The following is a 12,102-nucleotide window of genomic DNA, read 5'->3' on the forward strand; positions in this document are numbered from 1 at the left end:
GCCAGCACAAATGATCGAGTACCGAATCGAAGCCGACACCGCCGGGATGCGGCTGGACAAGCACCTGCGCAAACGGCTCCCCAATGTTCCGGTGAGCCACCTCTTCAAGATGATTCGCACCAAGAAGGTGCGGGTGAACGGGAAGCGTGCGCAACCCGAGCAGTTGCTGTCCGAAGGAGACGTGCTCACCATCCGCGGCGACGAGCAGCAGCTCGTGGGCGCGGAACGTCCGAAAGTGGACCCGCCTCCGCCACCGGTGGACCCCAGCCGGTTGGTCATCCTTCGAGAGGACGACTGGCTCATGGCCGTGGACAAGCCCAGCGGAATGGCCGTCCATACCGGCAGCGGCATCACCGGCGGGACGCTGGTGGACTACGTGCGCGCGTACCTGGGGCCCAAGGCCGTCCGCAACGACTTCGCGGCCTCGCCCGCACACCGGCTGGACCGGGAGACCTCCGGCGTCATCCTGGTGGCCAAGCGGCGCCCGGCCATGGTGCACTTCACCGAGGTCTTCACCCACGGCCTGTCCCGCAAGCGCTACCTCACCCTGGTGAAGGGGAAGATGCCACGGGACTCCGGGGTCATCGACCTGCCCTTGTCGGAACACCAACAGACGGCCGAGTCCAAGGCCCGTCGGGGGGTGAACATGCAGGCGGCCGTCACCCGGTGGAAGGTCGTGAAGCAGTCGGGCGAGGCGGCGCTCCTGTCCTGCGCCATCGAGACCGGGCGCACGCATCAGATAAGAAGGCATCTGGCCGCCATCGGACATCCGGTGGCTGGGGACAGGAAGTACGGTGACTTCGCCTTCAACCGCGACGTGCGGGCGCGCTGGGGGCTCAAAAGGTTGTTCCTGCACGCCGAGCGCATCGAATTCCCGCATCCCGAAGGCGGCGCGAAGGTGGTCGTCGAGGCCCCCCTCGCCGTCGAGCTCCGAGATGTGCTCAAGCGGGCCGCATTGGTGCCCTGACGCCCGCGAGGCACAAAAGAAACGCGTATGTCCGACCCTAAATCCGCTGACCGCAGCCGCTCGAAGCTGGTGCTCGACGGCGTCCCCTCCAAGCGCTGGTGGAAGTTCCTCCTGAAGACCGCGGGATGGCTGGCGCTGACGGGGGCCACGGCCGCCGTGATTGCCGTGACGACCGTGTACTACGTGTACGCGGAGGGACTGCCCGCCATCCCCAAGGTGGACGAGTACTGGCCGCCCATCGTCACCGAGGTCTACACGGATGACGCGGTGCTCGCCGGCGAGTTCTACGAGGAGCGCCGCAAGGTGGTGCCCTACGCGCGGATTCCGAAGCGCCTGGTGCAGGCCTTCATCGCGTCGGAGGACTCCAGCTTCTTCGACCACTTCGGCGTGGACGTGCTGGGCACCGCGCGCGCCGGCTTCAAGACGGTGGGCTCGAAGCTGGGCCTGCGCTCGGGCGGCATCCAGGGTGGCTCCACGCTGACGCAGCAGACCGCGAAGGCGGTGCTCATCTCCGCGGAGGGCTACAAGTCCGCCACCGCGAAGACGATTACCCGCAAGATTCGCGAGGCCATCCTCGCCCGGCGCCTGGAGGAGTCGCTGACGAAGGAGGAGATTCTCTACCTCTACCTCAACAACGTCTTCCTCGGGCACCACAGCTACGGCGTGCAGAGCGCGGCGGAGAACTACTACCGCAAGGACGTGCGCGACCTGACCCTGGGCGAGATGACGCTCATCGCGGGCCTCCCGCAGGCGCCCAGCCGGTACTCGCCCTTCCTGCGCCCGGAGGCGGCCCGCAAGCGCCGCTCCTACGTGCTGCGCCGCATGCTGGTGGAGGGCATGATTTCGCAGGAGGAGCACGACACCGCCAACGCCGAAGAGGTGAAGGTGTACCCGGTGGAGGACGTGTTCCACGAGTTCGCGCCGTACTTCGTGGAGCAGGTGCGCAAGGACGTGGTGGACCGGTACGGCAACCCCGTGCTGCTCAAGGCCGGCCTCAAGGTCTTCACCACCATGGACAGCGAGCGCCAGCGCGCCGCGCAGGACGCCGTGCTCCACGGCCTGCTGTCGGTGGACAAGCGCCAGGGCTGGCGCGGCCCGGTGGAGCAGCTCGCGTCGAAGGAGGCCATCCGCGCCTTCATCGACCGCTCGAAGAAGCTCATGGGCGCACAGGAGTTGGTGGAGAACCGGCTCTACGTCGCCGTCGTCACGTCCATTGACGGGGACGGCAAGGGCGCGGACGTGCAGGTGGGCGGGCACGCCGGCCGGCTGCCGCTGCTGGGCATGCGCTGGGCGCGCAAGGTGAACCCGGAGGGCTACTACCCGGCGATGATGATCTCCTCGGTGAAGCGGGCCATCTCCGAGGGCGACGTCGTCGTGGTGCGCCACGTCACGAAGAAGGACCTGACGGACGACAAGGAGCAGTGGGACAAGAAGCTCGCGGACGAAATCCCCAGCGAGGGCGTGAAGCTCTTCCGCCTGGAGCAGACGCCCGAGGCGCAGAGCGCGCTCGTCTCCATCGACCCCCACCGCCAGTACCTCACCGCGATGGTGGGCGGCTACGACTTCGACGACAACGAGTTCAACCGCGCCTTCCAGGCGTGCCGCCAGCCGGGCAGCTCCTTCAAGCCCTTCGTGTACTCGGCGGCGCTGGAGCAACTGGACTGGACGGAGGCCACCGTGCTGGTGGACTCGCCCATCGTCGAGCACGACCCGGACACCAAGGTGTCGTGGAAGCCGGCCAACTACAGCGACAAGTTCGAGGGCGAGGTGCTGCTGCGCACCTCGCTGGTCAACTCGCTGAACGTGCCCGCGGTGAAGACGTTCGGCGCGGTGGGCGTGAAGAACATGGCCGCGTGGAGCACGAAGCTCGGCATCACCACGCCCATGAACATGGACTTCTCCGCGGCGCTCGGCTCCTCGTGCGTGTACCCGGTGGACCTGGCCAACGCCTACGCCACCTTCAACCGCTACGGCCGCAAGAAGCCCACGTACTTCATCCGCAAGATTGAGGACCGCTGGGGCCGCACGCTGGAGGACCACACGGCCTTCGACGACGCGTGGGCGCCCCTGCAGGACCGCGTGGCCGCTGGCTACGCGCGCCTCTTCGAGCCGGGCGAGCAGGTGATGAGCCCGGAGGCCGGCTTCATCCTCACGCACCTGCTGCGCGGCGTGGTGCTCCAGGGCACCGGTGGCCCGGCGCAGCGCCTGGGCAAGCCGGCGGCGGGGAAGACGGGCACCACCAACGACTCCTTCGACGCCTGGTTCGCCGGCTACACCCGCGACCTGGTGACGGTGGCGTGGGTGGGCTACGACTTGAACCCGCATCCGCTGGGCCGCTACGAGACGGGCGGCCGCGCCGCGCTCCCCATCTGGCTCAACTACATGAAGCGCGCGCTGGGGGACCGGACGCAGTCCGAGTTCTACCCGTGGCAGTCCATGAACCTGGTGCGGCTCCACATCGACAGGAAGACGGGGAAGATTGCCCCCGCGGGCGCCAGGGATTCGGAGCTGATGTTCTTCAAGAAGGGCACCGAGCCGAAGGACGCGGTGCCCGACAAGAACACGGTCGACGTCGACCAGTTCATGATGGGCGCGCAGTAGCGCGGAAGGCGCGCGCTGGCGCCAGGTGCCGCTCCAGCGCCTGGCGCAGGGCGGCGGTGTCCGGCCCCGCCTCCAGCACCGAGCGCGTGGCGGTGGGGATGACCTGCGCCTCGCGCCCGGCGAACAGGCGCTTCAAGTCGTCGAAGCCCGCGCCCTGCGCGCCGATGCCGGGCGTGAGCAGCAGCGCGCCGCCCAGCCGCTCGATGACGCCGCGGTCCGAGCCGGGGAGGGTGGCGCCCATGACGGCGCCCGCCACCGGCGCCGCGTCCTGGCCGGGCTGCTCGTTGAAGGCGCGCAAGCCGTCCGCCAGGGCCTCCGCCACGGTGCGGCCGTCCTCGCCGCGCGACGTCTGGAGTGAGCTGCCCTCCGGGTTGGAGGAGCGCACCACCACGAAGGCGGCGGCGCCGGACGCGCGCGCCCGCTCCAGCGTCTTCCGCAGCGCGCCCAGGCCCAGGTAGGCGGTGAAGGTGGCCGCGTCCGCTTCGTAGGCGCTGCCCTCGCCGAAGACTGTCTCGGCGTAGGCCTCCATGGTGGAGCCGATGTCGCCGCGCTTCACGTCCAGCAGCGTGAGGGTGCCCACGGCCTTGAAGCGGCGCAGCAGCTCCTGGAGGACCTGGAGGCCCGCGGGGCCGTGGCGCTCGAAGAAGGCGCTCTGCGGCTTCACCACGGCGACGGCGCTCCCCGCCGCGTCGGCCACGCGCTCGCAGAAGTCGCGCAGGCCCTGGGCGTTGTCGGGCAGGCCCCAGCGCGTCAGCAAGTCTCTCGACGGGTCAATGCCAAGGCAGAACGGCGAGCGCTGCTCGGCCAGCAGGCTGAAGCGGTGGGCGAAGGGCTGTGGCGTCGTCACCGGGCGTCTCCGTGGGAAGGGGAAGGTCAGCGCAGCCGCCGCGCGGCCGCGTCGAAGAGGGGGTTGGGCAGCACCTTCGCCAGGCGCGTGGGCACCGCGAGCTGCCAGGGGAAGGACACCTCCGCGTCGCCCCGGACGATGCCCTTGCCCATCAGCTCCACCGCGTCATGCGTCTCCATGAGGAAGGGCATGGGGAAGCTGTTGTTGGCCGTCAGCTCGCTCTTCACGAAGCCGGGATAGATGCAGGTGACGCGCACGCCGGTGCCGCGCAGGTCCACGCGCAGGCTCTCCATGAAGGTGGACAGGAAGGCCTTGGACGCGGAGTAGGCCGCGTGGCCGGCCAGCCCGCGGAAGCCCGCGAGGCTGGAGACGCCCACCAGGTGCCCGCGCTGGCGCTCCACCATCTGGGGCAGCACGGCGCTCAGCGTGGCGGCGGCGCCGGTGACGTTGGTGTCGATGATGCCGCGCACGCGCTCCCATGGGAGGCGCTTCGCGTTCGTCGTGCCGCCCACGCCCGCGTTGGCCACCACCAGGTCCAGCCCGCCCGCCTCCGCGTCCAGCGCGCGGATGCGCTCCAGCGTGGCGTCCGCCTGGGTGACGTCCAGCGCCACGGGCTCCACGGTGACGCCGGCCGCCTGGGCCTCGTCCCGCAGGGCCTGGAGCTGCGGCAGGCGGCGCCCGGCGGCGAACACGCGGACGCCCCGCTTGGCGAGCCACAGCGCCAGCCCGCGTCCCAGGCCGCTGGATGCACCCGTCACCAACGCCGTCCGGTAGTTCAGCTCCACCATGCAGTCCTCCCGTGTGCTGCCGGGCTTCTCGCACGGTTGCCAGGGGAAGAACAGCGGCGCGAGACGCGGCGCGCCATCCAGCCAACGCTCTACACGCGAGGCCAGTACGGCCGCAGCGCCTCGCGGCTCACCCGCAGCGCGTGCTTCGCGTCCGCGTGGGTGTCCCCGGTGGGGAAGCCGTCCTTGCGCCCGGCGAGCACCTCCACGCAGGCATGCACGGACTGGGACAGGCCCTCCAGCGAGTAGCCGCCCTCCAGCAGCAGGACCAGCCGGCCCTGGCACACGCTGTCGGCCAGGGCCTTCATCGCCGAGCACATGGCCGCGAACCCGCGCTCGCTGACGTCCATGCCGCCAATCGGGTCGTGCTGGTGCGAGTCGAAGCCCGCGGAGACGAGGATGAGCTGGGGCCGGTACGCCTCCGCCACGGGCAGCAGCAGCTCCTCGAAAATCATCCCGTAGTCCGCGTCCGAGTTGCCGCCCGGCAGGCCCACGTTGACGGTGTAGCCCTCGCCCTCGCCCTTGCCCGTCTCCTGGGCCGCGCCAGTGCCCGGGTAGTAGGGGAACTGGTGCACCGACTGGTACATGACGTCCCGGCGCGACCAGAACGCCGCCTGCGTCCCGTTGCCGTGGTGCACGTCCCAGTCGAGCACCAGCACGCGCTCGGCGCCCAGCCTCCGGCCCGCCTCCGCGGCGATGGCCGCGTTGTTGTACAGACAGAAGCCCATGGCCTTGTCGGGCTCGGCGTGGTGCCCGGGCGGGCGCACCAGCGCGAAGGCGTTGCGGGCCTCGCCCTTCATCACCGCCTCCACCGCCTGCACGGAGGCGCCCGCCGCCAGCCGGGCCGCGTCGATGCTGTCCGGCGACACGTGGGTGTCCGGGTCCAGCTGCGAGACGTGCCCGCTCAGGCTCGCGAGGTACGCCAGCAGCTCCGGCGTGTGGACCGCCGCCAGCTCCGCCTCCGTGGCGGAGCGCGGGGCGGTCATCACCGTGCCCTTCACCGGCGCGCTGGCCAGCACCCCGAGGATGCGGCGCAGCCGGGAGGGCGACTCCGGGTGGCCCTGCCCGGGGTCGTGCTGGAAGAAGAGCGGATCCGTCAGGAGCAGGGTGGAGGACATCAAGGAGACCTTACGCATCCGCCAGACGGGAAGTCAGCACCCCTGGGGGACAGGCCGCGCCGGCGCCCTGTTCTTGCCCTGCCGGTGTTTCCCTTCCTACAGTGCCTCGTCTTGGCTCTCCGGTTCAAGAAACCCGGCCTGCGCAGCCTGCTGCTGGGCTCCTTCGCGTTCGTCCTCGCCCTCATCCTGGGGACGCTCTTCTTCGTCGTACCCTCGCGCGTGGAGGCCCACCTGGAGCAGCGCCTGCAGACGCGGGGCGAGGCCCGTGCCAGCCAGGCCGTCAGCATGCTCACGAGCCAGCCCGCCGCGGCCCTGCCCGACAGCCTGGAGCGGCTGCGCGCGGGCGACGACGACTTCAAGGTGCTGGCCGTCCTCTCCAGCGAGGGTCAGGTGCTGGCCACCCACCCGGCCGAGCCGCCCGCGTGGTTCCAGGCGGAGCTGAAGGCCCGGCAGGGGCGACCGCTGAATGGCTTCCGCTTCGCCAACGGCGACCGCTCCGTGGCGCGCCCGGTGACGCTGTCGGGCGGCGTGGTGGGACAGGTGCTGCTGGTGCTCGACAACACCGGGCTGGACGCGGTCGTCACCGAGCTCCAGCGCGTCGTGATGCTCGCGTTCGGCATCGGCCTGGCGCTGTTCCTGGTGGTGGCCTTCTTCATCTCCCGCGCCTTCATCCTGGTGCCGCTGGACGCGATGATGGGCATGGCACGGCGACTGGCGGAGGCGGACCTCACTGGCCGCGTGGACGTGGGGACGCGGGACGAGTTGGGCCAGCTCGCCGAGGCGCTCAACCGCATCGCCCAGAGCTGGCGCGACACGCTGGGCCGGGTGCGCGGCGTGTCGGACGTGGTGGCGGGCGTGGTGGAGCAGATTCACCGCACCGGCACCACGGTGTCGTCCGGCGCGGGCACGGTGCAGGCGCGCGTGGAGGAGACGTCCTCCTCCATGGTGGAGATGATGGCCTCGCTGCGCGGCATCGCGGAGAACGTGGAGGTCCTCTACCAGAGCGCCGAGGAGAGCAGCTCCTCCATCATGGAGATGGCCGCCACCAACGACGAGGTGGCGGAGAACGTCCAGGCCATGGCCGCCAGCGTGGAGGAGACGACCAGCGCCATCGAACAGATGACGTTCTCCATCAAGGAGGTGGCCACCAACATCCAGGAGCTGTCCGCCTCCACGGAGGAGACGTCCTCGGCCATCAGTGAGATGGACGCCGCCATTGGCCAGGTGGAGGCCAACGCGAAGGAGACGGCCCGCCTGTCCGAGCAGGTCTTCGACGAGGCGCAGACGGGCGTGGAGGCGCTGCGCAAGACGCTCACCGGCATCGACCGCATCAAGGACACGAGCCGCAGCGCCGCCAGCGTCATTGAAAGCCTGGGCCGGCGCATCTCCGAGATTGGCAACATCCTCAACGTCATCGACGACGTGGCGGAGCAGACGAACCTGCTGGCCCTCAACGCGGCCATCATCGCCGCGCAGGCGGGGGAGCACGGCAAGGGCTTCGCGGTGGTGGCGGAGGAAATCAAGGACCTGGCCGAGCGCACCGGCGCGTCCACGAAAGAGATTGCCGAGCTCATTCGCAGCATCCAGGAGGAGAGCCGCAACGCCGTGGTGGTGATGAACCAGGGCGTGCGCAGCGTGGAGGAGGGCGTGCAGTTGGGCCGGGAGGCGGAGGGGGCGCTGCGAAAAATCAACGACAGCACCCAGAAGTCCACGCAGATGGTGAAGGCCATTGCCCGGGCCACCGTGGAGCAGGCGCGCGGCAGCAAGCAGGTGACGGCCTCCATCCACCGCATCAGCGACACGGTGCAGCAGATCTCCAAGGCCTCCAACGAGCAGGCCCGCGGCGGCGAGCAGATCATGAAGAGCGCGGAGAAGATGAAGGCGCTCACCGCCCACGTGCAGCGCAGCAGCCAGGAGCAGGCGCACGGGAGCAAGCAGATTACCCGCTCCATCGAGAGCATCAACGAGATGGTCACCCACCTGAACCGCGCCCAGAAGGAGCAGACCAAGGGCAGCGAGCAGGTGCTCAAGGCGGTGGAGACCATCAAGGGCGTGTCCGAGCACCAGACACGCTCCGTGAAGCAGCTGGAGGAGGCCATCGACAACCTCCAGCGGCAGGCGGAAATCCTCCGTGCGGAGGTTCGCCGCTTCCGGGTGTAGACACCTCTTCATGCCGACACAACGACAGGTCTCCGAGCGCGCCGTGGTGGCCCTCATCGGCGCGGTCCAGTTCGTCAACATCCTGGACTTCGTGATGGTGATGCCGCTGGGCCCGGACTTCGCGAAGGGGCTGGGCATCGCGTCGTCGCACATCGGCGTCATTGGCGGCGCGTACACGGCGGCCGCCAGCGTGGCGGGGCTGGCCGGTGGTTACTTCCTGGACCGCTTCGACCGGCGCAAGGCGCTGGCGGTGTCCATGCTGGGCCTGGTGGTGGCCACGGCGGCGGGCGGCTTCGCCACGGGGATGTCCACGCTGCTGCTGGCGCGCGTGGTGGCGGGCGTCTTCGGCGGGCCGGCCACGTCGCTGTCGCTGTCCATCATCGCGGACCTGGTCCCCGTGGAGCGGCGCGGACGCGCGCTAGGCGCGGTGATGGGGGCCTTCTCCGTGGCCTCGGTGGCGGGGGTGCCCATGGCGCTGAAGCTGGCCGAGTTCGGCGGCTGGCGCGTGCCCTTCTTCGCGGTGGCCGCCATGGGCCTGCTGGTGGTGCTGGGCGCCATCTTCTCCCTGCCCCCCGTGCGCGGCCACCTGGACGCGGGGCCCCGCCAGCAGGCCGGCGTGCTCGAGCTGCTGGGCAACCGGGACATCCAGCTGTCGTACGTGATGACGGCGTTGGTGATGATGGCGGGCTTCGTCCTCATCCCCAACCTGTCCGCCTATCTGCAGCAGAACGTGGGCTATCCGCGCGAGCTGCTCTGGCTGCCGTACTTCATTGGCGGCATCGCCAGCTTCGCGACGCTGCGGGTGGCGGGGCCCATGGTGGACCGGTACGGCGCCTTCGTGGTGGGCACGGTGGGCTCCACGCTGGTGCTGTTGTCCACCTACGTGGGCTTCGTCCACCTGCCTCGGTGGATGCCCGTGCCCGTCATCTTCACGCTCTTCATGGTCGCCATGGGGACGCGCAACGTCGCGTACAACACGCTGACGTCGCGGGTGCCGGACAACCCGGTGCGCGCGCGGTTCATGTCCCTCCAGTCCGCCGTCCAGCACATGGCCGCCGCCGTGGGGGCCTTCCTCAGCGCTCGGCTGCTGACAGACCTGCCAGACGGCACCCTGGGCGGCATCCCGCAGATGGCTGGAGTGTCCATGGTTTTGACGCTGTTGCTGCCCGTCTTGCTGTGGGTGGTGGAGCGGCGGGTGCAGAGCCGGGAGCAGGCGCGGGCGTTGGCGGTCGCTCCCCCGCGAGGAATGGCGGTTCCGCTCTCGCCCGGAGCGGATCCTCACGCGTAGTATGAAAGGGCGCCTTCGGGTTGCCTGCCGCCCATTCCGGGTGGCGGGCGGATGCTTTGGCGCGACGAACGGTTGCGCCTGCCTCCCCGGGGCGCGATAAACCGGGCTGCTCCGGGGAGCGCGTCAGGAAAAATGTTCAACATCGGCGCAGGCGAAATGGTGTTCATCCTGGTGGCCGCGCTGCTCATTCTGGGGCCGCAGCGGTTGCCCGAGCTCGCGCGCGGCATCGGCAAGTTCCTGCGCGAGTTCCGCCGCCAGACGGATGAGGTCCGCAACGTCGTGGAGCGTGAGTTCTACGCCATGGACCAGGAAATCGGAGAGCCTCCCACCGCGCCCGTGAGGCCCGGGACGCGCTTCGCGCCTCAGCCGCCGCAGGCCGTGGGTGGGCCCGAGGCCAGCCTGCCTCCCGCCACGGACGGCGCGGCGCCCCCGGCCGATGCGGCGCCCCCGGCCGATGCGGCGCCCCCTCCGCCCTCGTCGTCCACGCAGGTGCTGGAGCTGGACGGGCAGGGGCCTCGCGAGGTGTCCTCCGCGGACGTGCAGGCGGGGGAGCCGGGCGCGGAGCCCGCCGCCGAGCCGTCGCCCGAGCCCGCTGCTTCTTCCGCCACCTCGCCCACGCTGTCGCCCATCCCGGGGACGGTGGCGCGCAACGCCCCGAAACGGAGCTGAGCCCTGAGCCCCCCGCCCATCAACCCCGGCGCCGACTCCGAGCTGCGCATGAGCCTGTCGGACCACCTGACGGAGCTCCGCTCGCGCCTCGTGCGGTGCACCCTCGCGGTGCTCGTCCTGGGGGCGATTTCGCTCGTCTTCGCCAAGCCCATTTTCGGCCTGCTGATGCAGCCGGTGCTGGACGCGCTGCCGCCCGAGAATCGCTCGCTCATCTACACGTCCGGCATCGAAGAGCTGAACGTCTTGATGAAGGTGGGCGTGTACTGCGGCATCTTCCTCACCACGCCCGTCATCCTGATGCAGATCTGGGGCTTCGTCTCGCCCGGCCTGTATCCGGAGGAGCGCCGCTTCGCCGCGCCCTTCGTGGCGTTCGGCTCCATCGCCTTCCTCCTCGGCGCCGCCTTCTGCTACTTCGCGGTGCTGCCCTCCATGTTCACCTTCCTCCTCAACGAGGAGGAGACGCTCGCGCTGGAGCAGCGCCTGGACACGGCCCGGCTGCGCGCGGACGACGCCTTGCGCTTCCTGCGCCTGGGTGAAGTGGAGGAGGCCGGACGCATCGCGAAGGAGACGAGCACCCAGCTGCGCGCGGAGGGCGAGGGGCAGGCGCCCGCGCCGGAGGCCGCGCCCGCCGCCAGCGTGGAGATGACGGGGCGGCTGGAGGGCCTGGGGCGGCTCCTGGACGCGGCGTCGGTGGGCTACGGCGCGCAGTCCCGTGGCGTGCTGCGGCAGGCGGTGGAGAAGCGCATGGAGGCCGTGACGGCCTACGGGAAGAAGGACTTCGCGGCGGCGGCGGTGGCCATGGACGGCTCGGCGAGCCGGCTGGCGGACATCGCCCCCGCGCGCACCGAGGAGCTGGCGGGGCTGTGGCGGCTGGAGAAGGAGCTGGCCACGGCGCACGCGGCGCACGAGGCGGCGCGGTGGACGCGGCCCATGTTGTCCATGCACGAGCAGCTCTCGCTGGTGCTGCTGCTCATCCTGGCCTTTGGCATCATCTTCGAGCTGCCGCTCGTCATGGCCTTGCTGGGCGTGGTGGGCGTGGTGAAGTCGTCCTGGCTCTTCAAGTACCAGCGCCACGCCTTCGTGGTGTGCCTCATCGCGGCGGCCATCATCACTCCCACGGGAGACGTGGTGAACCTGTCGCTGATGGCGGGCCCCATGCTGCTCTGCTACGAGCTGGGCGTGCTGTTGGTGTGGATGGTGGAGCGGCGTCGCGCGCGGAGCTCGGCGGAGACGGGCATCACCCCGGCGTCGTAGTCGAGGAGCCTCCATGAAGCCGTCCCGCCGGCACTTCCGGGCCAATCTGCGCTACCTGCGGGCGCTGGTGCGGCGCTTTCGCACCACGCTGCTGCTGTCCGCCGTGCTGTTCCTGGGCGGGCCGCTGCTCTTCCACTGGCGGTTCCGGGGGCCGGGCGGCGAGCAACTCAAGTTTGGCGAGGCGCTGCACCACACCTACTTCCTGCTCTACGGCGAGCCGTCGCTGCCCTACGTGGACGACTGGTTGTTGGAGTTGCTCAACCTGGTGATTCCACCCGCGGGCATCGTCCTGGTGGCGGACGGCGTGGTGCGCTTCGCCTACCTCTTCTTTGCCCGGCACAAGAACGACAAGGAGTGGATTGAAGTGGTCTCCGAGACGATGAAGGGCCACGTCGTGGTGTGTGGGGCGGGGC

Annotated in this window: 9 protein-coding genes and 1 pseudogene; 7 read left to right on the plus strand and 3 right to left on the minus strand. The window is 70.1% G+C overall.

What is annotated here, in order from left to right; translation table 11 throughout:
* Positions 1–10: 10 nt before the first annotated feature.
* On the plus strand, positions 11–967 hold the full coding sequence (locus tag HV826_RS27760) for an RluA family pseudouridine synthase (protein ID WP_163785589.1): 957 nt from the start codon (positions 11–13) through the stop codon (positions 965–967).
* 27 nt (positions 968–994) lie between these two features.
* On the plus strand, positions 995–3,568 hold the full coding sequence (locus HV826_RS27765) for a penicillin-binding protein 1A (RefSeq protein WP_176419982.1): 2,574 nt from the start codon (positions 995–997) through the stop codon (positions 3,566–3,568).
* Here HV826_RS27765 and pyrF read toward each other — a convergent pair.
* The 3 genes from pyrF to HV826_RS27780 all read right to left on the minus strand — a co-directional run bounded on the left by pyrF (position 3,549) and on the right by HV826_RS27780 (position 6,318).
* Entirely contained in the window at positions 3,549–4,415 is an 867-nt protein-coding gene (gene pyrF / locus HV826_RS27770) for an orotidine-5'-phosphate decarboxylase (RefSeq protein ID WP_176419983.1), read from the minus strand. The two genes, HV826_RS27765 and pyrF, sit on opposite strands and share 20 nt — an antisense overlap.
* 26 nt (positions 4,416–4,441) lie before the next feature.
* Positions 4,442–5,203, minus strand: coding sequence for an SDR family oxidoreductase (locus tag HV826_RS27775; protein ID WP_176419984.1), 762 nt, complete (start codon positions 5,201–5,203; stop codon positions 4,442–4,444).
* Between the two features lie 89 nt (positions 5,204–5,292).
* On the minus strand, positions 5,293–6,318 hold the full coding sequence (locus HV826_RS27780) for a histone deacetylase (protein WP_255208104.1): 1,026 nt from the start codon (positions 6,316–6,318) through the stop codon (positions 5,293–5,295).
* Between the two features lie 111 nt (positions 6,319–6,429).
* Here HV826_RS27780 and HV826_RS27785 point away from each other — a divergent pair, with 111 nt between their 5' ends.
* The 5 genes and pseudogenes from HV826_RS27785 to HV826_RS27805 all read left to right on the plus strand — a co-directional run.
* Complete coding sequence (locus HV826_RS27785; RefSeq protein WP_176419986.1) at positions 6,430–8,478, plus strand: HAMP domain-containing methyl-accepting chemotaxis protein; 2,049 nt, start codon at positions 6,430–6,432, stop codon at positions 8,476–8,478.
* A gap of 10 nt (positions 8,479–8,488) precedes the next feature.
* Positions 8,489–9,766: an MFS transporter gene (locus tag HV826_RS27790; RefSeq protein ID WP_176419987.1), complete on the plus strand. Its 1,278-nt coding sequence runs from the start codon at positions 8,489–8,491 to the stop codon at positions 9,764–9,766.
* Positions 9,767–9,898: 132 nt separating this feature from the next.
* Entirely contained in the window at positions 9,899–10,435 is a 537-nt protein-coding gene (locus HV826_RS27795) for a twin-arginine translocase TatA/TatE family subunit (protein ID WP_176419988.1), read from the plus strand.
* Positions 10,436–10,483: 48 nt separating this feature from the next.
* Positions 10,484–11,689: a twin-arginine translocase subunit TatC gene (locus HV826_RS27800; RefSeq protein ID WP_176419989.1), complete on the plus strand. Its 1,206-nt coding sequence runs from the start codon at positions 10,484–10,486 to the stop codon at positions 11,687–11,689.
* A 13-nt stretch (positions 11,690–11,702) separates the two neighbouring features.
* Positions 11,703–12,102 (plus strand): annotated as a pseudogene (locus tag HV826_RS27805) (potassium transporter TrkA); the annotation flags it as partial.

The sequence above is a fragment of the Myxococcus sp. AM010 genome, from assembly GCF_013372585.1.
GTDB lineage: Bacteria > Myxococcota > Myxococcia > Myxococcales > Myxococcaceae > Myxococcus > Myxococcus vastator.

Excerpts from the sequence above, each read along its gene's own strand:
- HV826_RS27760 (WP_163785589.1), top strand. The coding sequence starts at position 11 with ATGATCGAGTACCGAATCGAAGCCGACACCGCCGGGATGCGGCTGGAC.
- HV826_RS27765 (WP_176419982.1), top strand. The coding sequence starts at position 995 with ATGTCCGACCCTAAATCCGCTGACCGCAGCCGCTCGAAGCTGGTGCTC.
- HV826_RS27775 (WP_176419984.1), bottom strand. The coding sequence starts at position 5,203 with ATGGTGGAGCTGAACTACCGGACGGCGTTGGTGACGGGTGCATCCAGC.
- HV826_RS27780 (WP_255208104.1), bottom strand. The coding sequence starts at position 6,318 with ATGTCCTCCACCCTGCTCCTGACGGATCCGCTCTTCTTCCAGCACGAC.
- HV826_RS27790 (WP_176419987.1), top strand. The coding sequence starts at position 8,489 with ATGCCGACACAACGACAGGTCTCCGAGCGCGCCGTGGTGGCCCTCATC.
- HV826_RS27795 (WP_176419988.1), top strand. The coding sequence starts at position 9,899 with ATGTTCAACATCGGCGCAGGCGAAATGGTGTTCATCCTGGTGGCCGCG.
- HV826_RS27800 (WP_176419989.1), top strand. The coding sequence starts at position 10,484 with ATGAGCCTGTCGGACCACCTGACGGAGCTCCGCTCGCGCCTCGTGCGG.